The organism is Algoriphagus sp. (genome assembly GCF_039969895.1).
GTDB lineage: Bacteria > Bacteroidota > Bacteroidia > Cytophagales > Cyclobacteriaceae > Algoriphagus.
This window is the reverse complement of the sequence record NZ_JBDVMZ010000017.1, coordinates 24,930-45,367: the sequence shown is the minus strand read 5'-3', so window position 1 is coordinate 45,367 and position 20,438 is coordinate 24,930. Positions and strand designations below refer to the sequence as shown.

General features: G+C 41.7%; 18 protein-coding genes and 1 pseudogene. 14 read left to right on the top strand and 5 right to left on the bottom strand.

Annotation, left to right across the window (positions count from 1 at the left end):
* Window positions 1-17 precede the first annotated feature (17 nt).
* A complete protein-coding gene (locus ABJH64_RS13925) occupies window positions 18-1,697 on the top strand; it encodes a GMC family oxidoreductase (RefSeq protein ID WP_348274649.1) in 1,680 nt (559 codons plus the stop codon).
* Window positions 1,698-1,714: 17 nt separating this feature from the next.
* The gene (locus ABJH64_RS13920; RefSeq protein ID WP_348274648.1) at window positions 1,715-2,275 is read left to right on the top strand and encodes a gluconate 2-dehydrogenase subunit 3 family protein; all 561 of its coding nucleotides are present in this window, start codon (window positions 1,715-1,717) and stop codon (window positions 2,273-2,275) included.
* 130 nt (window positions 2,276-2,405) lie between these two features.
* On the opposite strand, the gene ABJH64_RS13915 is transcribed toward ABJH64_RS13920, so the two are convergent.
* Window positions 2,406-3,050, bottom strand: a complete 645-nt coding sequence (locus ABJH64_RS13915; RefSeq protein WP_348274647.1) for an MCP four helix bundle domain-containing protein — start codon at window positions 3,048-3,050, stop codon at window positions 2,406-2,408.
* A 120-nt stretch (window positions 3,051-3,170) separates the two neighbouring features.
* On the bottom strand, window positions 3,171-3,971 hold the full coding sequence (locus tag ABJH64_RS13910; protein ID WP_348299368.1) for a glycoside hydrolase family 16 protein: 801 nt from the start codon (window positions 3,969-3,971) through the stop codon (window positions 3,171-3,173).
* Window positions 3,972-4,040: 69 nt separating this feature from the next.
* Between ABJH64_RS13910 and ABJH64_RS13905 the strand changes: the two genes are divergently transcribed.
* Window positions 4,041-4,232 carry a CsbD family protein gene (locus tag ABJH64_RS13905; RefSeq protein ID WP_348276817.1) on the top strand — a complete coding sequence of 64 codons (192 nt, stop codon included), beginning with the start codon at window positions 4,041-4,043 and terminating at the stop codon, window positions 4,230-4,232.
* A 345-nt stretch (window positions 4,233-4,577) separates the two neighbouring features.
* Window positions 4,578-5,741, top strand: a complete 1,164-nt coding sequence (locus tag ABJH64_RS13900; RefSeq protein WP_348276818.1) for a homogentisate 1,2-dioxygenase — start codon at window positions 4,578-4,580, stop codon at window positions 5,739-5,741.
* Between the two features lie 80 nt (window positions 5,742-5,821).
* On the opposite strand, the gene pafA is transcribed toward ABJH64_RS13900, so the two are convergent.
* Window positions 5,822-7,456 carry an alkaline phosphatase PafA gene (gene pafA / locus ABJH64_RS13895; RefSeq protein ID WP_348276819.1) on the bottom strand — a complete coding sequence of 545 codons (1,635 nt, stop codon included), beginning with the start codon at window positions 7,454-7,456 and terminating at the stop codon, window positions 5,822-5,824.
* A gap of 351 nt (window positions 7,457-7,807) precedes the next feature.
* Between pafA and ABJH64_RS13890 the strand changes: the two genes are divergently transcribed.
* Together ABJH64_RS13890 and ABJH64_RS13885 are read left to right on the top strand one after the other, a co-directional pair.
* Window positions 7,808-9,406, top strand: coding sequence for an aminopeptidase P N-terminal domain-containing protein (locus ABJH64_RS13890; protein WP_348276820.1), 1,599 nt, complete (start codon window positions 7,808-7,810; stop codon window positions 9,404-9,406).
* Between the two features lie 56 nt (window positions 9,407-9,462).
* Window positions 9,463-9,846, top strand: a pseudogene (locus ABJH64_RS13885) (GxxExxY protein).
* Between the two features lie 70 nt (window positions 9,847-9,916).
* On the opposite strand, the gene ABJH64_RS13880 reads toward ABJH64_RS13885, so the two are convergent.
* Window positions 9,917-10,537: a carboxypeptidase-like regulatory domain-containing protein gene (locus ABJH64_RS13880; protein ID WP_348276836.1), complete on the bottom strand. Its 621-nt coding sequence runs from the start codon at window positions 10,535-10,537 to the stop codon at window positions 9,917-9,919.
* 139 nt (window positions 10,538-10,676) lie between these two features.
* Here ABJH64_RS13880 and ABJH64_RS13875 point away from each other — a divergent pair, with 139 nt between their 5' ends.
* The 5 genes from ABJH64_RS13875 to ABJH64_RS13855 all read left to right on the top strand — a co-directional run bounded on the left by ABJH64_RS13875 (window position 10,677) and on the right by ABJH64_RS13855 (window position 15,883).
* Window positions 10,677-11,060, top strand: a complete 384-nt coding sequence (locus ABJH64_RS13875; RefSeq protein ID WP_348276821.1) for a metalloregulator ArsR/SmtB family transcription factor — start codon at window positions 10,677-10,679, stop codon at window positions 11,058-11,060.
* A 5-nt stretch (window positions 11,061-11,065) separates the two neighbouring features.
* Window positions 11,066-11,761, top strand: coding sequence for a YjjG family noncanonical pyrimidine nucleotidase (locus tag ABJH64_RS13870; RefSeq protein ID WP_348276822.1), 696 nt, complete (start codon window positions 11,066-11,068; stop codon window positions 11,759-11,761).
* A gap of 82 nt (window positions 11,762-11,843) precedes the next feature.
* A complete protein-coding gene (pruA, locus tag ABJH64_RS13865) occupies window positions 11,844-13,481 on the top strand; it encodes an L-glutamate gamma-semialdehyde dehydrogenase (protein ID WP_348276823.1) in 1,638 nt (545 codons plus the stop codon).
* Window positions 13,482-13,852: 371 nt separating this feature from the next.
* Entirely contained in the window at window positions 13,853-15,001 is a 1,149-nt protein-coding gene (locus ABJH64_RS13860) for a hypothetical protein (protein ID WP_348276824.1), read from the top strand.
* A 309-nt stretch (window positions 15,002-15,310) separates the two neighbouring features.
* The gene (locus tag ABJH64_RS13855; protein ID WP_348276825.1) at window positions 15,311-15,883 is read left to right on the top strand and encodes a transposase; all 573 of its coding nucleotides are present in this window, start codon (window positions 15,311-15,313) and stop codon (window positions 15,881-15,883) included.
* Between the two features lie 417 nt (window positions 15,884-16,300).
* On the opposite strand, the gene fabG is transcribed toward ABJH64_RS13855, so the two are convergent.
* Window positions 16,301-17,047, bottom strand: coding sequence for a 3-oxoacyl-[acyl-carrier-protein] reductase (gene fabG, locus ABJH64_RS13850; protein ID WP_348276826.1), 747 nt, complete (start codon window positions 17,045-17,047; stop codon window positions 16,301-16,303).
* Between the two features lie 446 nt (window positions 17,048-17,493).
* Between fabG and lpdA the strand changes: the two genes are divergently transcribed.
* The 3 genes from lpdA to ABJH64_RS13835 all read left to right on the top strand — a co-directional run bounded on the left by lpdA (window position 17,494) and on the right by ABJH64_RS13835 (window position 20,340).
* Window positions 17,494-18,891: a dihydrolipoyl dehydrogenase gene (gene lpdA, locus ABJH64_RS13845; protein ID WP_348276837.1), complete on the top strand. Its 1,398-nt coding sequence runs from the start codon at window positions 17,494-17,496 to the stop codon at window positions 18,889-18,891.
* Between the two features lie 91 nt (window positions 18,892-18,982).
* Window positions 18,983-19,516 carry a sigma-70 family RNA polymerase sigma factor gene (locus tag ABJH64_RS13840; protein ID WP_348276827.1) on the top strand — a complete coding sequence of 178 codons (534 nt, stop codon included), beginning with the start codon at window positions 18,983-18,985 and terminating at the stop codon, window positions 19,514-19,516.
* Window positions 19,516-20,340, top strand: a complete 825-nt coding sequence (locus ABJH64_RS13835; protein WP_348276828.1) for an anti-sigma factor — start codon at window positions 19,516-19,518, stop codon at window positions 20,338-20,340. The genes ABJH64_RS13840 and ABJH64_RS13835 overlap by 1 nt, the downstream gene beginning before the upstream one ends.
* The last annotated feature ends 98 nt before the right edge of the window (window positions 20,341-20,438 follow it).

Sequence of the window (20,438 nt, the reverse complement as noted above, 5' to 3'; positions counted from 1 at the left end):
AACCTAAATCCATTTATATGGCAAATGAATCATATGACGCAATAGTAGTTGGGTCAGGAATAAGCGGCGGATGGGCTGCGAAAGAATTAACTGAGAAAGGTCTCAAGGTATTGCTGCTTGAAAGAGGACCTGACGTAGAACATGTCACAGATTACAAAACAGCTACCCTTCCGCCTTGGGAGGTTCCTCACCGTGGACGTAGAACACAGGAGCAATTGGAAAACCACCCTAATTTGAGAAGAGATTATGTCCTTAATGAATTGAATTTAGACTGGTGGGCTCATGAAGATGACTCACCCTACGTAGAGGAGAAGCCATTCACGTGGTTTAGAGGCTATCAGGTAGGAGGTCGATCCTTACTATGGGGAAGGCAGTCCTACCGTTGGTCTGACCTGGATTTTGAAGCCAATGCAAAGGAGGGGGTCGCAGTAGATTGGCCAATTAGATATAAGGATATTGCGCCATGGTATTCCTATGTGGAGAAATTTATAGGAGTATCAGGCTCCAAAGATGGCTTGGATGTACTACCTGACGGAGAGTTCATGCCGCCTATGCCGATGAACTGCGTGGAAGAAGATGGCGCAGCCAAAATCAAGGAGCATTACAAAGGGGCTAGAACTTGGACTATCGGACGTCCAGCCAATATCACCCAACCACTCCCAGGCAGGCCCGGCTGTCAGTATCGGAACAAGTGTTCTTTAGGTTGTCCATTTGGTGGTTATTTCAGTACACAAGCCTCTACCTTGCCTGCTGCAAGAGCTACAGGGAACCTCACCCTTCGTCCATGGTCGATCGTACGAAGATTGATCTATGATAAGGATACACAGAAAGCCACCGGAGTAGAAATAGTGGATGGACAGACAAATGAGACAATGGAATTCAATGCGAAGATTGTCTTCTTATGTGCCTCTGCTTTTAACTCTACAGCGATTTTGATGCGTTCTGCTACAGATGTTTGGCCTGGGGGATTAGGCAGTAGCTCAGGTGAGCTTGGGCATAATGTCATGGATCACCACTTTCGTCTGGGAGCGAGAGGAAATATGGATGGGTATGAAGATAAGTATTACTTTGGGAGAAGACCGACAGGCCTCTATATCCCAAGATTCCGGAATGTCAATGGAGACAAAAGAGATTACCTTCGCGGATTTGGGTATCAAGGTGGAGCCAGCCGTAGTGGTTGGTCTCGCGATGTTGCTGAACTGAATTTTGGTGCACCTATGAAAGAAGCATTGACCCAACCGGGCCCATGGGGAATGGGAATTACGGCATTTGGAGAGATCTTGCCATATCATGAAAATACCATCAAACTAAGCGATACCGTAAAGGATAAATGGGGCTTAGAATCATTAGTAATGAATGCTGAGATTAAAGACAATGAATTAAAGATGCGGAAAGACATGATGGCTGATGCAGCTGAAATGCTTGAAGTAGCAGGTTTCAAGGATGTAGAGGAATATGATGCTGGGTACACCTTCGGACAGGGTATCCATGAAATGGGCACTGCTAGAATGGGAAGAGACCCGAAAACTTCCGTTTTGAATGAAAATAATCAGGTTTGGGATGCGAAAAATGTATTTGTGACGGATGGGGCATGCATGACTTCAGCCGCAGCAGTTAACCCATCTCTTACGTATATGGCTTTGACTGCAAGAGCAGCAGCTTTCGCAGTAGATGAACTCAATAAGCAAAATCTCTAATCCTAAAAGAAAAAATTATGACTATGAATAGAAGAGACGCATTGAAGAGCGTGATGGTGATGATGGGAGGAACGATGATTGGCGCTACGGCGATCATGACTGGTTGTACTCCAGAGAATCAGATTGAAGGATTGGATTTTGATCCAGATGACATTGCATTCCTAGACGAGCTAGGAGATACTATTATTCCAGAGACTACTACTCCAGGTGCTAAAGCTGTGGGCATAGGATCATTCATGGTAATGATGGTCAAGGATACGTATGATGGAGATAGTCAAAAGGTTTTTGTGGACGGGGTAAATAAGTTGGGTAAAGATTTTAAATCAGCATACGGGAAAAATTTTGTTGGAGCACCAGCAGAGGAAAGATTGGCCTTTTTGAATGGGATGTACGAAGAATTTAAAGCCAGCGGTCAGGATAGAAATCCAGAGGTAATCAATATGCTTCGCGACTTGACAGTGCTAGGCTATTTTACCTCTGAAATCGGAGCTACTCAAGCTTTGAATTTTGTGGAAACGCCTGGACGATTTGATGCTTGCATACCTTATAACCCAGGAGACAAAGCTTACGCGCTCTAAACAAACTGGATATAATAAGAGCCTGCTCAGTAAGTTTGAGCAGGCTCTTTTTTTTGACCTTTCAAAGGTAAGGTCGGGGTTAGAAATATAGCTTTAGGAAAAAAACATTGTGCCTAGCACTAGCAAGCTCTTAGTTATTTAAAATCATTTTGTTTCGGAAAAGAAGTAAATATAGGGTTAGCGATAAAATGATTAATAAAGCAACTTCAAACTGAGACCAGATCTGGGTTCGATTGATAATGATGTTCGCCTTATTTATTAATTTCTCGCCCTCTTCCATCTGGATTTTGCTGAGGTTATCTAGGTCTTCCTGTGCCTTGCTGATTTTTTTATCGTAGAGCTGAACTTGGCTCAGGTTGACACCGGAAGAATCTGAATAAAGAAGACTATAATTTTTTATCTGGAGGTCATTTTCAATAATACTTCTGAAGTCTTTCAAGTATTGCTCCTCACTCGTAGTAAGATTTGTCTTTTCAAAATTATTCACAATTTCCAAAATACTTTGTTCATGTGCGGCAATTTCATCCACTACTCTAGAGTAATCGTAATTGCTGTCGCAATGATCTACCAGTTTCTGGATCCTAAACAAATTCTCTGAAATCCTGAAAATGTATCCCTCCACCACTAAGCGGTCATTATATACTTCTGTGAAAGTGCTGCTAATATTTTTGAATGCCTGACGCTCAGTTAGGTTAGTGCCAAACATAAAAAGTACTAGAAGGCCTATGATCGCTAAGGCTGTGATTTTCCTCTTTTTAAAAGCGGTGTTTTTCATAATTATCTATTTTGGGACAATTTCAGATGTTAGTTTATGGATATCTCTTCTACTTCCCAAATTTTTTCTAGCTAACAAAAAAAGGATGTGTGATAAAATTTGGATTGTGAGATTCTAACTTCAACTTCCCCCTAAAGGTTTTTTGTCATACACTCTCACGTAGTCCACTTCCATGCGCTGAGGCCATATATCCGTGGCAACTCCCTGTAAACCACCCCATCCACCACCTACGGCAATATTCAAAATCAAATGAAATGGCTGGTCAAATGGCCAATCTTTATAGTTATTTCCTGTGTTTTCAAAGGTGAAATAAAGGGCATCATCTATCATGAAATCTATTTTCTCTGAAGTCCAGTTAATAGCATAGGTGTGGAATTTCGTGTTGAAATCAGGGACTTGTTTCACGCCTCCTTTTTGAGTTCCCAGTATATGATTGAAAGCTTCGGTATGAACCGTTCCGTGTACGTTTCCGGGGTTATAGCCCACATGCTCCATGATGTCAATTTCCCCATTTTTTGGCCAGCCACCATATAAGTTTTCTTCGGGTAGCATCCAGATTGCCGGCCATGTTCCGCGCCCTTGAGGAAGTTTTGCTTTGACTTCTATGTATCCATACTGCCAAGATGCATGTCCTCTTGTGAGTAAACGTGCTGAAGTATATCCCTTAGGGTGAGATGCGTCGGTATGGGCTTCGATGATCAATTTCCCGTTTTCAACACGGGCATTTTTAGGCTCATTTTGTGAATAATATTGCATTTCGTTATTGCCCCAACCATGATCACCCACATCATAGGTCCATTTTTTAGGATTTGGCAGGCCATCTTCAGAAAATTCATCTGACCAGATTAATCGCGCCTCTTGAGCTTTTGAGTATATATTTAGGCAAAATACCAAGAATACTAGTGATAGGCTTGTCTTCATTGTGGGTCATTTTGGTGTAGGCTTTGCAAATTCCTAGGTAGTCAAAGTTTAACTTAAACCACAAGAATTATGTCAACCAACTTAAAATTAAAAGGTAACTGGAATATCGTAAAAGGTAAGCTCAAAGAAAAATACGGAGAATTGACGGAAGATGACTTGACGTATGTAGAAGGTCAGGAAGATCAGCTTCTAGGTAAAATTCAGAAGCGAACAGGCGAAGCGGAAGATGTTATCCGTAATGAGTTTTTCGAGGAGAAATAATCAAACTAGTAAGAAAGCGGCGAGAGTCGCTTTTTTATTTTCACCTAGCGCGAATAGGTTTTTGCGATTTTGCGCAATGTAACTTGTTACGTGCTATTCTATTTCTATCTGGCATGGACTCCGATGTCCGATACGGTCTCATTCCTTAAGTTTTACTTTTCCTTCTATCCTCAATTCTGGCAGAAAAATGGTTCATCTTTCCGGTGATTGCTTTGAGGTTTTTTGGGAGACCTGTTTTCCTGATGATGACTTTTTAACTTATCCTCATTCTCAATTTTTGGTGCATTCAAAGCCTCGTTTTGCTAGAATGTTTTAAATTGAGCCATAGAAATAAACCCAAGAGAAATGGCATATTATCATAGGATGGGAAGCATCCCGCCAAAAAGACACATACAATTCCGTCAAGCTGATGGAAGCCTTTACAAAGAAGAGGTCGTAAGCTCCAAAGGCTTTTCAGGCATCTACTCTACACTTTATCACATTCACAACCCCAACGAAGTAAAATCCATAGGCGAGCCCGTACCATTTTCATGGAAAGCAGCAGTAGAGCATGGGTTGAATCAAACTCACCTAAAAACCTCCGACGTGGAATTCACCGGGGAAGATTACCTCTCGGCGAGAAGAAATCTCCTCATGAACTCCGATGTGATGATGGGAATCTGCTCTCCTCGTCAGCGGAAAATGGACTATTACTTCAAAAATGCTGACGGAGATGAATTGATCTACGTGCATGATGGGGAAGGGGTAATGTATTCTCAATTTGGAAAATTGGAAGTGCATAAAGGTGATTACATCGTCATTCCAAGAACCACGATTTATAGATTCGAATTTGAAGAAGAAGGGCCTCTGAGACTATTGGTAATAGAATCTGTGGGGGCGATAGAAACGGTCAAGCGCTACAGAAATGAAGTGGGGCAATTGCTGGAGCACTCTCCATATTGCGAGCGGGATATTCGTCCGCCACATGAGTTGCATATAGAAAAAGAGAAGGGTGAATACCTCGTGCAGATCAAAAAGCAAGGAATGCTTCATCAATACACCTACAATCATAGCCCGCTGGATATCGTAGGCTGGGATGGATATCTGTACCCTTACGCGCTATCTATCTATGATTTCGAACCGATTACAGGAAGAATTCATCAGCCGCCGCCAGTACATCAGACATTCCAAGCCTGGGGATTTGTGATCTGCTCCTTTGTTCCAAGATTATTTGATTATCATCCATTGGCTATCCCTGCTCCATATAATCACTCCAATATAGATTCAGACGAAGTTCTATATTATGCCGAAGGAGAGTTTATGAGTAGGAAAGGAATTGATCGTGGTTCCTTTACCCTTCACATGGGAGGCTTGCCACATGGTCCTCATCCCGGGACGGTGGAGAAATCTATCGGAGCTAAATCCACTGATGAGTACGCAGTAATGCTTGATACCTTTAAATCACTTCAGATTACTACCGATGCACTTGAATTTGTGGATGAGAGTTATCCTATGAGCTGGTCGGAGTAAATTGAGTAAGTAACTAGCTTAACTACCAAAAAGCCTCAATCTGCGAAGATCGAGGCTTTTTCATTTAGATTTTATGATACTTATTTTTTGTCTGTGATTTCCAAGATTGGCTGGCCTGTGGCTCCATTTGGAAGCTTGATGTCCAGCATCATAGAGAGCGTAGGAGCGATATCTGTGATGGTGGCATAGCGTGAGCTTTCACCAGCTGATACATTCCAGCCGTAAAATAGGATAGGAACATTGGTGTCATAAGTAAAGCCTGTGCCATGGGAAGTGCCGGTAGCTCCACCTGTAAGCCATCCTGGTTCCAAAATCATCAGGATATCTCCCGAAGCCTTATGATTATAGCCCATTTGGAGTAGTTCTGCTCGTCCTTTTGTAAAAGCGCTGGTTCTCATGGCTGTACCAGTATAAACATCCTTGATCCCATCAAATTTGAGTAAGAACAGTGCTATTTCGTTTTCTAAAGCTTCTTGGTTCAGTTCCTTCTCACGGATTAATTCACGGTTGAGGAAAAGTTGGCCATTTGAGCTGTTGATGATCCATTTACCTGCTCCATATTTATCAAAGATGAAATTCTGTAATTCGCTAACCACTGCACTCGTGCGTAGGTTTCCACCAGGGACATTTTCGCTCACCATGTGTGTAGCTATTTCTGCTACTGCATGGTCTGCTGATAGGAATACTACATAGTTATCTTTGCCATAGGTTTTGTCCAGGTAGTTGAGCAGTCGCTCTAAATCTTGATCTAGACGAAGATAGTTGTCCTCCACCTCTTTGGATTGAGGTCCAAATCTATGTCCTATATAATCAGGCGATGAAAAACTCAGTGCCAAGAAGTCCGTCTCATCGCCCATGCCCATCTGCTCTCCTTCTAGTGCTGCTAGCGCAAAATCCAACGTCATGGAATTGCCGAATGGAGTAGAGGCAATCAATCCATACTCGCCGTTTGTCTTTCTGAGTTCTGCTAAATCATAAGGAAAAGTAGGCGTTTCTTTGCCGGAGAATTTGCCTTCAAAAGGATTGTCATCCACCGTACTAGCAGTGTAAGTTTCTATTGGATAAAGCGTATTCCAAGGCTGAGAAAGATACGAATCAACGATTTTCTTCTCGTTAAATTTTTCTACCCAGGTTGGTAATTTGTCATGGTAATAGGAAGAAGTCATAAACTCGCCGGTATTGGAGTCAAACCAATAGGCATCCCCCATGTGACCCGCTGGCATACTCGCTCCGCGGTCTTTGATCGCTACACCTACTACTTTTGACCGCTTTTGCGAAGCTATCCTAAGCTCATCAGTGATGGTAGTGGTGAGGAGATTTCTTGGACTAATAAATCCATTTTCTTCGCTGCCACCGACATTGGTCACAGCAGTATCTTCTGCACAATACATCATTCTGTCTAGCTTTTTCACATACCAATCGTTACCGATGATGCCATGCGTAGCTGGGGTAGTACCTGTGTAAACCGATGCATGACCTGGGCCGGTGTAGGTCGGGATATAGTTATAATGAGCATTTTTCATCATAAAGCCATCCTTCATCAACCGCTTAAATCCTCCCTCGGAATATCTGTCCGAAAAGCGATATAAGTAGTCCTGACGCATCTGATCGACAATGATTCCGACGACGAGTTTAGGCTTATCCGCATGAGTCTGAGCTAGCAAGGGGATAGATGCCATTGTAAGAAGCAAAAGTAGTATCCTGAATTTTTTCATTTGATTGAAATTGGGTTTTGATGGAATGAAGAAACCTCACATGGACTGAACATTTCAACACCTGGTGATAGTTTTCTCATACTTGATAGCCTATTTAATTTTTATGTATAGCTGCTTTGTTGCCAGTGAAGAGCCTAAAGCAGTATGGGGTTTGGTTAACTTGAGGATTGAGGCCGCATCGAACTTTTGTCCCGAAGGGTAAGGGAATTTTGAGTACTGGCAAGCCTGCAGCTATTCATATTTGTTTTTTTGAAGTCTCCAAAGATAAGAATATGCCTCGGTCCGTGGATTAAGACTTTGTTAAATGGTCAAAAGCATAGACATTAGAACACTAAAAATAACTAAATCACTATGAAAAGAATTATTGGAATTTTGTTTTTGCTTGCAGTAGCTATTTCATCGCCTGCCCAATCTTACTTTGAAGATGGTCTTTCCTCGGAATGGCATAGCCAAAGAAGAGATGAATTGAGGAAGTTGATGTCTCCTAATTCTGTTGCGGTATTTTTTAATAATCCTGTGAAAAATAGAACTAACGATGTGGATTATGTCTATCATCCCAATACCGATTTTTTCTACCTGACAGGGTTTCGGGAGCCAAATGCTGCACTGGTGATTTTCAGCGAAGAGCGAGAAGTGAATGGGAAAATGGCTGATGAATTAATGTTCCTTCAGAATAGAGATCCCCGTGCAGAAATGTGGAACGGAAAGCGTTTGGGTGTAGAAGGAATGATGAGCGAGCTTGGGTTTGAAAATGCTATGCTCAACTCGGAGTTCGCTGCTAAGTCTGGAATTAACCTAGATGATTTTGATAAGATTTTGACCTTTAGCCTTTCTGACGCTATAGAAGAAAGCAGTACCAATATGCCCTTGATCCAGATGATGGAGGAGTTCAAGGCTGCTACGGCCTATCCCGACAAACTTGACGAAGTGAGTGCTCAGGTTTATAAAATGATCAAAAACTCAGATCTAGAAACTTCAGATCGGGTGGTTCAATCGCTCAAAAGGCTGCAGCGTCAATACCCAGATCTGATGGAAGATCCCTTGGTTTCTTCTTTTATGAATGCAGAATCTCCGGAAAAGAGGATGGTAGTAAAGGAAGAAATGCCTGATCAGAAATTAGACCTATCCGCACTCGGTGAAATGATGGCTGTGCTGCGTGAAATAAAAACGCCTGAAGAAATTGTACTCCTTAAGAAAGCGGTGAAAATATCTGCAGTAGGACAGGTGGAAGTAATGAAAGCAGCGAAAATCGGGATGACAGAACGTGAAATCCAAGGCGTTCATGAATTCATCTATAAAAGATACGGAGCCGAAGAACTAGGCTATCCATCCATCGTAGGCGGAGGTAATAATGGGTGTATTCTTCATTACATCGAAAATGACAAGCGGGACTTGACAGATCGATTACTCCTGATGGATCTAGGTGCAGAGTGGAGGGGTTACACTGCTGACGTGACACGAACCATCCCAATTTCGGGTAAGTTCAATGCCGAGGAAAAAGCAATCTATGAGTTGGTGTATCAGGCCCAAGAGGCAGGAATAGCCCTTTCCAAGCCAGGAGCGACTTTTCAAGAGATTGACGCGGCAGGTCGAAAAATCATAAATGATGGATTAGCCGAGTTGGGAATTATCAAAAAAGGAGAAAGCCACATGTATTTTCCTCACGGAACCAGTCATCACTTAGGATTGGATGTTCATGACCCAGGAACGCGCAAGCCTCTTGATGTAGGAATGGTTTTTACTATTGAGCCGGGGATCTATATTCCCGAAGGATCTAATTGTGATAAGAAATGGTGGGGAATCGCCGTCCGTATTGAAGACGATATCTTGATCACCGAGTCCGGGGCTGTCAACCTTTCAGCCGATGCACCTAGAACGGTAACAGCTATCGAGGAAATGATGCGCCAACCGAGTGTGCTGGAGGAGTGGGTCCTGCCGGAGATCGATTAGAAGGTTTTAATGTTTCTCGCAGCGACGCGGCGGCGCTGCGTGTTTTTTATTTGAACATGGAAAAGGTTGAAAATGAAATTGCTACTCTGATTCTGGATAAAGCATTCTTAATTCATAGAGAATTAGGGCCGGGCCTGCTTGAATCTATTTATGAAAGGGTGTTAATGCACGAGTTGAAAAAATCTGGACTTAAAGTATCCAATCAAGTTTTTATTCCTTTTAAATGGGATGATATTACATTTGAAAATGGATTTAGAGCAGATTTAATTTTGGATGAAAAAGTAATAGTATAGATTAAATCAATTCAGGTAATTGCTCCAGTTCATGCTAAACAACTAATGACATATTTAAGACTCACAAAATTGAAACTCGGCCTATTAATAAACTTCAATGAAGCTTTATTAAAAGATGGGATTAAACGAGTAGCAAATAACTTATAATTGAGATTGGCCAAATCCTTCGCCGCGCCGCCGCGCCGCTGCGAGAAAATGGATCTTAACTATTATAGGATTAATCCTTCTTCTTCAAATCACCCCGCTTGATAGACCGGATAAACTGTCCCCACGCGAATGGATCGAGGAGTCGAAGTGTTCTCGGTCCGTAGAGATCTTGGTTTTGTTGGGCTTGACCTTGTTGGAAATAGCGAAAGTTTTCATTTGCCGAAGCAGGCATGGATTCAGCCCAGCGGAGTAACATTTCTGGACTCATGTTAGCTCTTGAGATTGCCATGGGATCTACCATATTCAATGCGATGACGGCCTGTTTGAATTCTTCCTCGGTAGGATAGGGCATTACTTCTATTTCAGCCAAGGCGATTTCGTCCACTTCCATGGTCAAAATAAGGCTAATGCCATTATCTTCTACATTGTCAGGCACTTTGAAGGTTTGTTTTTTCAAACCAATAAAACTAAATACCACTGAGTCTCCTTCTAATACAGGCATGGAAAAATACCCGAAACGCCCTGAACTTGTACCGCGCCCTTTAGTAGGAACATAGATATTAACCCCTGGCACAGCGTCCGTGCTGTCTGCATTAAGGATGATCCCAGAAAGTTGGATTACTTTTTTTTCTTGCACATCTTGAGCATTCACCTCAAGGGATAAAAAAAATATTCCGCTAAGGAAAAACAAGGTGGCGCTAATGAGTAATGAATTCTTCACAAATGATAAACTTAATAGAACGGCAGATGGTTGTCAATTCGGCTACGATATTACCCTAATTTCGGCTGAATTTTTATTTTACCCTCATAAACTCCGTTAAATCTTACTAATGCGCCTTAAAAATATCAGTTTAAATTACGGGCTTAGAATTTTCAAAGCGCTCTCAGAAGAGCCTAGAGTGAGGATTTTTCATCTTTTGATGTTGAACAAAGAGCTTTCAATATCTGATTTTGAATTAATCCTTGATTTTACCCAAACCAAAACGAGCCGGCATCTTATTTACCTGAAAAATGCGGGTTTGCTAGGAAGCAGGCGAGTAGATCAGTGGGTGTTTTATTACATTTTGGAAGAATACATGGAGATTATACAGCAGATTTTTAAGTTCATTCAGAAAGATCCTAGCCTAATCAAGGACCAAGAAACCTTTGAGATCCTGAAATCAAATCGGGAACTTGCTATCAATAAAATTCAAAATAATCAGTACCGACGTTAATTACCTTGAAAACTTACCAACACCTTTTCTTCGATCTGGATCACACCCTGTGGGATTACGATCGGAATGTCCAAGAATCCCTTTCAGAACTCTTCATTCATTATAAGCTAGAAGAACTCGGACTCGCTTCTTCTCAACATTTTATTGACTCATTTTATGCGGTTAATTTTAAACTTTGGGCGGCTTATGATAAAGGAGAATTACAGAAGGAAGAATTGAGGACTACTCGATTTCCAAGGATTTTTGCTCATGCGGGAATTTTAAATCCAGTTATTCCCGAAGAATTCGAAGGGGACTTCATGCATCGGACCTCTAGTAAACCTCATCTTTTTCCGCATACGATAGAGATTCTGAACTATCTCAAACCTAAGTACAGACTCCATGTGATTACAAATGGGTTTGACGAAAGTCAGGCGAAAAAAATGAAGTCTTCAGGCTTGAATGACTATTTTGAGTTGGTGATCACCTCTGAAACTACCGGGCACAAAAAGCCAGATCCAAGAATATTTCAGCATGCTTTGGAGCAAGCTGGAGCGACTAAAGAAAACAGCCTGATGATTGGTGATAATCCAAATTCGGATATCAAAGGAGCTCATGGGGCAGGAATAGATCAGGTGTTTTTTAATCCACTGGGAAAAGAAATTGATCTGATTCCCACTTATGCAATTACGCATCTGAGAGAACTAGAATCCATACTTTAAGGTTCTTTTACTTCAAATTCACAAGCCAATACAACCTTACTGGTTATCTTTGGCCAATCAGAAATCCATAACCCCAGATATTATGCTCAAAGGTTTTTTTAATGTCCCGGTTCCAATCAACGAACCAGTAAAAGCTTATGCTCCCGGAAGTCCCGAGAGAAAAGAATTGCAAGCAGCTTTGAAGGAAGCTCGTTCTAAAGAAGTCGATGTGCCGATGTACATCGGTTCGGAGGAAGTCAGAACGGGCAACACGCACAAAATGTCTCCTCCTCACGATCATCAACATGTATTGGGTCATTTTCACGAAGGAGATGCATCCCATGTAGAGCAGGCGATCGATGCAGCTCTTGGTGCCAAAGAAGCTTGGGAAAACCTAGCATGGGAACAAAGAGCAGCGATTTTCTTAAAAGCAGCTGACCTGATCGCTGGCCCATACAGAGCCAGAATCAATGCAGCTACTATGCTTGGTCAATCCAAAAATGCAATGCAGGCTGAAATAGATGCGGCATGTGAGTTTATCGACTTCTTACGCTTCAACGTGCAGTATATGACTGAAATCTACGCCCAGCAGCCTCCTGTTTCAGGCAATGGCGTTTGGAATAGATTAGAGCAGCGTCCACTCGAAGGTTTTATTTTCGCTTTGACTCCATTTAACTTTACTGCCATTGCAGGTAATCTTCCTACTTCTGCTGCGATGATGGGTAATACCATCGTTTGGAAGCCAGCCTATACGCAGATCTACTCTGCCAATGTACTAATGCAAGTATTCAAAGAAGCTGGAGTACCGGATGGCGTGATCAACTTGATCTACGTGGATGGGCCAACTGCGGGTGATATTATTTTCAAGCATCCTGATTTCGCAGGCATTCACTTTACAGGTTCTACAGGCGTATTCCAGCATATCTGGAAAACTATCGGAAATAATATCATGAACTATAAGTCTTACCCAAGAATCGTAGGTGAGACAGGTGGAAAAGACTTCGTAATTGCTCACAAATCCGCCATTCCAAAAGCAGTGGCAGTAGGACTTTCGCGTGGAGCTTTTGAGTTCCAAGGTCAAAAATGCTCAGCCGCTTCCCGTGCTTATATCCCATCCAATATGTGGGATGAGGTGAAAGAAAACTTGCTAGCAGATCTTGCAGATATGAAAATGGGTGGAACGGAAGATTTCACCAACTTCATCAATGCGGTGATAGACGAGAAATCTTTTGATAAAATTGCCAAATACATAGACAATGCAAAGGCAAACCCTGCGGTAGAAATCATCGCCGGTGGCAACTACGACAAGTCAAAAGGCTACTTCATCGAACCAACCGTAATCGTGACGCAAGATCCTATGTACACGACCATGTGTGAAGAGATTTTTGGTCCGGTGTTGACTATCTATGTATATGATGCTGAGCGATTCGAAGAGGCGTTGGAATTGGTCGATCAGACTTCTCCGTATGCCTTGACAGGAGCAATATTCTCTCAGGATCGCTATGCGGTGGAATTGGCTACTACCAAGCTGAAAAATGCTGCAGGTAACTTCTACATCAATGACAAACCAACAGGCGCGGTAGTAGGTCAGCAGCCATTCGGTGGAGCGAGAGCTTCAGGGACGAATGATAAAGCTGGTTCTATGATCAACTTGCTTCGTTGGGTTTCTCCACGTACAATCAAAGAAACCTTCGTTTCTCCAGTGGATTATAAATATGCTTTCTTGGGAGAAGATAAATAGTACCATTGACCTTTGAGGTGTCATTCCTACGACGAAGGAGTAGGAATCTCCTCGAAGGTCTTGAATTCATACATATTTAGATATAAAACCTTTGTTGTCAGTTTGTTAAGGTTGGTAGGGGTTGTAGAATTAAAACCTTCGAGGAGATTTCTCAGTCATACTTCCTTCGAAATAACACCTCAAAGGTGATCAAAAGCCTCGGATTTAGATTTGGGGCTTTTTTGGTTTTAACCGCGGCATACGCAGAGGTTTCGCGTTGGATACAGCTCTAAAACTGAGAGTTCAAATTTTTAGCAGATGATTTTTTTTGTGCCTTAGCGCCTTTGCTGGAGAATTTATTTATTTTTAGTTATCCTTCTAAAATCTCGTAAATGAAAAATCTATTCTCTCTTCTATTTGTCTTTACATTTTTAGCTTGTTCCAAAGAAAAAGAACCTATTCAAGGTAAATTTGAAGATTTTGTGTCAGGGGAAATGAGTTTTGAACGGGATGCGGAGACTGGATTTATGGGGTTTCTTGGAACCGTGAATTATCAATCGAATGAGGCTGCATATACTCAGTGGAATGGAATATATAAATTTTATGATCCGAAGACGGGAAGAAAACTTGGGGTATTTCAGATTCCAAAAGAAGGACCTATGGCACTGAAAGGAGGTGCGTATTTAGGTAAGGCTTATGATGATTTCACTATAGTAGCTTCCAATCACACAGGGAACACGAACATCTATAAAGGCGACTCGGTTTTTAACAGCTTCCAACTGGATATGAGCCACCTTGATGAAAATGGGTATTTTTCGTTTCCAATGAGTGGAAACGCATTGCATCAAGTTGCTGAGGGTGAATATGAGTTAACCTTCGATCCATTCAATTTCATGTCTTTTCGAACAGATGAGGACGGTTTTGATTTAAGTTTTGGAGCTTGGATAGCGACGTTTGATGAGCAAGGAAACTGGCTTTGCAAAACAGATTTCAAAGCTCCCTATGATGAGTCTTATGAAAATTCCTCTCAAGCCTCCTCGATGGTTCGAATGGTAGAAAATGGAAATTCGTGGGGGATGTTTTCGTATTCTGATTCTCTTTATCAGATAAAGGACTGCCAGGTGATTCAGCGCCTGAAATTAACTTCGGTGACACCGATAACTTATCACCCGGAAGAATTTATTGGGAATAAGAATTCAGGATCTTGGGAAAGACCTGAAGATGGTTCTATCAATTATCGCCTGATTCATGATCAAACTATAGGGATGAATGTAAGGATGACTTTGGTGAAGCAGGTTAAAGGCGATCCTGAAATCAAAGATCCACGTCAAAGGATGTATCTAGATGAAAACACCTATCTATTATTGGTTTATGATTCTGCGTGGGAGTTGCGTGGTGAACTTGAAATAGTATATCCTCAGGGAACTCGCTTCGAAAATATTTTTTCTACTTCCGAAGGACTTTTCATCAACAAACCCGAGCAGAAATCCGAGGATGAATACGAGTTTTGGAAGGTTGATCTGAGTGGGTTCGCTGACTGACCTTTGAGGTGTCGTCCCGCGGGAGGGACGACCAAGGGATCTCCTCGAAGGTCTTGAACATACTACGTTTCAAGTAATTTTCAAACCTTGAAATCAAAACCTTCGAGGTCAAAAAAGGACCTCAAAGGTTATCGAACAGAAAAACCTTCGAGGAGATTGTTCGCTCCTACGTCGCTCACAATGACACCTCAAAGGATTTTGAGAAATTTAAACCTTCGAGGAGATTGTTCGCTCCTAAGTCGCTCACAATGACACCTCAAAGGTTATACAAGTATCAATTATTTTCATAAAATCTTATAACTTTTTAGAATGGAAAAAGGTCAAGATGTTTTGGAGTCAGGCAAACTATACCACATCTATTCTAGGGCAATAGGAAAGGAGTTACTTTTTCTAAATGAAGAGAATTATAAATTCTTCCTTAAGAAATATGATCAATATTGTTCTTCGATTTTCGAAACTATAGCCTACTGCCTTATTCCAAATCATTTTCACCTACTCGTGAGGATAAAGGATGATATAGCAAACGAAGTTGTGGTAAGGGACTTTTCAAACTTCCTCAATTCTTATTCGAAGTCATTCAATAATACAAATGGACGAAGGGGTGGATTATTCCAACGAAAATTCAAAAGAAAGCTGATTGATAGAGAACCTTATTTGAGTCGAATTATACTTTATATCCATCTAAATCCAGTAAAGCATGAGATAGTGGATGATTTCTCCGAATGGCAATTTTCTTCCTATAACTCCTACTGCACCAACAAACCTTCCAAAATTTTTAGAGAACTGGGATTAGAGTGGTTTGGAGGAATTGAAGAGTTTCAAAAAATACATCAGGAAATAGAGAAAGATTATTTACCTGAAGATTTGAGGCTAGAGATATGATTGACCTTTGAGGTGTTGTCCCGAATGCCATAGGCTTCGGGATCTCCTCGAAGGTCTTGAGTAGATACTTAGTTATTAAAACTATATGAGTCGACTCTCAAAAAATAGAGGGAGGAGTAAAATACTTACCGAAATAAAACCTTCGAGGAGATTGTTCGCTCCTACGTCGTGCACAATGGCATCTCAAAGGTTATAGGAATCAAAACTTTTGAGATCAAAAAAAAATCTCCAAGGTTACCGAAATAAAACCTTCGAGGAGATTTCTCAGTCATTCTTCCTTCGAAATGACACCTCAAAGGTTATCGGAATCAAAACTTTTGAGATCAAAAAAAAATTTATAAGGTTACCGAAATAAAACCTTCGAGGAGATTTCTCAGTCATTCTTCCTTCGAAATGACACCTCAAAGGTTTATTGAATTACGTGTGCATCGCGCCATTCACCTGCAGCACCTGCCCGGAGATATAGCTACTCATCTCAGATCCCAGGAATACGCAGGCATCAGCCACTTCTTCTGGTCTGCCACCCCGCTTCATAGGGATTCCGTCTCTCCAGCCTTGTACAGTTTTTTCGTCAAGAACTTCGGTCATTTCTGTTTCTATAAAGCCAGGAGCGATCGCGTTACATCTGATGTTTCTAGAGCCAAGCTCCAGCGCCACGGATTTGGTGAATCCAATGATTCCTGCTTTGGAAGCTGCGTAGTTTGCCTGTCCGGCATTTCCTTTTACACCTACTACGGAAGTGATATTGATGATGGAGCCTGACTTCGCTTTCATCATCGTTCTATTTGCTGCTTTTACGGTGTTGAAGCAGGATTTCAAATTGATGCCAATCACTTCGTCCCAAGCTTCTTCAGTCATTCTCATCAATAGGTTGTCGCGGGTGATACCGGCATTATTGATGAGGACGTCCAATCCGCCAAATTCTGCCACCACATCATTCACTAATTCTTCTGCAGCTTTGAAATCCGAAGCATCTGATCTATAGCCCTTGGCTTTGATGCCATATGCTGCCAATTCTCTTTCGAGAGTTTGGCCTTTTTCCACACTTGACAAAAAAGTAAAAGCGACATTTGCGCCTTCTTGTGCATATCTGAGGGCGATTGCTCTTCCGATGCCTTTAGATGCGCCGGTGATCAATGCCGTTTTTCCTGAAAGTAATCCCATGGAGTTTGAAATTTTGTTTTGCCAAAATTAGAAAAAAAGCTAAAACTTTTGATTCTAAAATTAATTTGACTTGTATTTTGATAGTATAGTTAATCAATCATTGGGTTAATGGTCTGATTGAGAAATTTTATTTGACGATATGGTCTTGCTGTAGAATATTGGTTGGAAATACAGTTTATGGACTATAGGAGTCAAGCTTTTCTCCCGAAATAGAGAAGTAAACCAAATTTTTTTCTGAAGTCAAAAGGCCTATTTTTGCGATAGGTATATTCATGATTGTATCAATAGATAGATCGAAGCATATTTGAGCAGCTTCGTTCTAAACTTTAGGCCACATCGGTCATCTGTCTTCCAGCCTATCAAGCATGGAGATTAAGACTACTGAAATAATTAAGGAAAACCAGAATAGTAATAATCAATCCGTTTTTAAAAAACAAGTAATAGATATGTCTTCGACCAAATTTGACTTAATCGTGCTGGGCAGTGGACCAGGTGGCTATGTAGCTGCTATTCGCGCTTCTCAACTCGGCCTAAAAACTGCCGTTGTAGAAGCTGCCGAATTGGGTGGTATTTGTCTTAACTGGGGTTGTATCCCGACCAAAGCATTATTGAAAAGTGCTCAGGTATTTGAGTACATCAATCATGCTTCGGACTATGGAATCACAGTTAAAGATGCAAGTGCTGATTTCACAGGTATAGTCAAAAGAAGCCGTGGCGTAGCAGATGGAATGAGCAAGGGGGTGACTTTCCTGATGAAGAAAAACAAGATCGAAGTGATCAAAGGTTGGGGTAAAATCCAGCCGGGAAAGAAAGTAGAGGTCACTGATAACGAAGATAAAAAGACTGTTTATTCTGCAGATAATATCATCATCGCTACTGGCGCTAGATCTAGAGAATTGCCTTCAATGAAAATCGATAAAAAGAAAATTATCGGTTACCGTGATGCAATGGTCTTGGATAAAATGCCAAAGAAAATGGTGGTCGTAGGTTCTGGAGCAATTGGAATTGAGTTCGCTTATTTCTATGCTACTATGGGTACAGAAGTCACCATTGTAGAATTTTTAGATAGAATCGTACCGGTAGAGGACGCTGAAGTTTCTAAGACTTTGGAGAAACTTTACAAAAAAGCAGGGATGACCATCATGACTTCTTCAGAAGTGACAGCAGTGGACACCAAAGGTAAAGGTTGTAAAGTGACGGTAAAAACCGCCAAAGGCGAAGAGACATTAGAATGTGATATTGTGCTTTCTGCCGCTGGTGTCGTTTCAAACTTGGAGAACTGTGGTTTGGAAGATGTCGGGATTTTGGTGGACAAAGGCAAAATCCAAGTTGACGAATATTATAAAACCAATATGCCAGGCTATTATGCTATTGGAGATGTAGTTCCAGGGCCAGCTTTGGCTCACGTAGCTTCTGCTGAAGGAATCATCTGTGTGGAGAAAATCGCCGGGCAGAATCCTGAGCCATTGGATTACGGAAATATCCCAGGATGTACGTATTGCTCTCCTGAGATTGCCTCTGTAGGTATGACGGAGGCAAAAGCTAAGGAAGCTGGCTATGAATTGAGAATCGGTAAATTCCCATTCTCAGCATCAGGCAAGGCATCTGCAGCCGGCGCGAAAGACGGATTCGTGAAGTTGGTATTTGATAAAAAATATGGAGAATTGCTAGGAGCTCACCTGATCGGGGCAAACGTAACAGAGATGATCGCAGAGATCGTGGCTATTCGTAAGCTGGAAACCACTGGTCACGAATTGATCAAGACTGTGCACCCGCACCCAACGATGTCAGAAGCGATTATGGAGGCTGCGGCAGCTGCTTATGACGAGGTGATTCATCTTTGACAAAAAGATTTTGAAAATAATGGACACAAGACTTACTAGTGTAAGTCTTGTGTTTTACATTTAAGGAAGAAATTTTTCAAACCACCAATTTTTGCAGGAAGAACAACTCATCGCCGGACTACGAGCAAAAGACAGAAAGACCACAGAGTATTTGTATGACAAATACTCCAGAGCGCTCTATGCTGTGATCTCCAGAATCGTTTTTGATAAGGACATCGCAGAGGAGGTTTTTCATGATTCCTTCGTTAAAATCACCAAGAAGATTGACCATTACGATGAGTCAAAAGGGCGTCTCTATACATGGATGGCCAATATTTGTCGTAACTCGGCGATAGATAAATTGCGTTCCAAAGAAATTTCCCAATCCGGTAAGACCAACACGATAGATGACTACGTATATGGGATGGAGAGCCAATCAGGCACCCTTGAGCATATAGACGGAATAGGAGTGAAAGAGCTAATGATCGAACTTAATGAAGATCAGAAATTTATCGTAGAGTATATCTACTTCAAAGGATATACCCATTCGGAGGTATCGGAAGAATTCGATATCCCTCTTGGCACCGTCAAGTCCAGAGTGAGAGCGGCCATACAAGTGTTGAAAAAAAATGTAGCAAGAATCTAGTGGATATTCAATCGTATATATCGTCAGGTAAACTGGAGCTTTTCCTTCTCGGAGAGCTTACAGATCGGGAGCGCATGGAGGTCTTAGACTTAGCAAAGCGTCATCCTGAAGTCCAGCAGGAGTTGGATGAACTGGAGGCTACTATGCTTGCTTTTGACACTATCTCCGGAGTAAGTCCTTCTCAGGAAGTGAAGGATAGAATTTTTGCAACGCTAGAACATGATTTTATTCTAAAGGAGGCTCCTAAGCCAACTGCAGTTCCTGCAGATGCTAAAGTTGTGCCGATCAGCAGCCCTTGGAAGCCATTCGCTATCGCTGCTTCTATAGCCGCAATTGTAGCCTCTGGTGCAGCATTCTATTATGCAGATAAGTATCAGGAGAGAAATGATCAGTTCACCGCCTTACTTCAGGATCAATCCGTAATGGCTGATAATCTAAATCAGGTGAAACAGGAATATGAAGTAGCAGATAGCCGACTCGACAAATTTGTAGCTGGAGATTTCAAGCGAATTGAAATGAAAGGTGAGGGATTTGATATGCAGAAAGATGCCAGAGTCGATGTGCTTTGGGATCAAGATGCCCAGGAAGTATTTATAGCTGTGAATACCTTGAATGACTTGAGTGATGAATTCGACTACCAACTTTGGGCTATAGGAGATGATGGGCCTGTTGGGATCGGTTTAGTAAACTCAGGCGAGAAGCTGACTTTGCAACAAATGGAAGCGGTAGCACAGGCAGGAGCATTTGCCATCACCATAGAGCCTAAAGGCGGATCAAAAGCTCCTACTTTGGAGAAGTTGGTTGTGCTGGGAGAAGTGGCTTAATGATTTGAAATTTAAGATTTAAATAAGTTGATATTGGCCTGCTCCGAAAAGAGCAGGCTTTTTTCATTTTTTTTTAATTAGTTTAAACTATTCGTTTC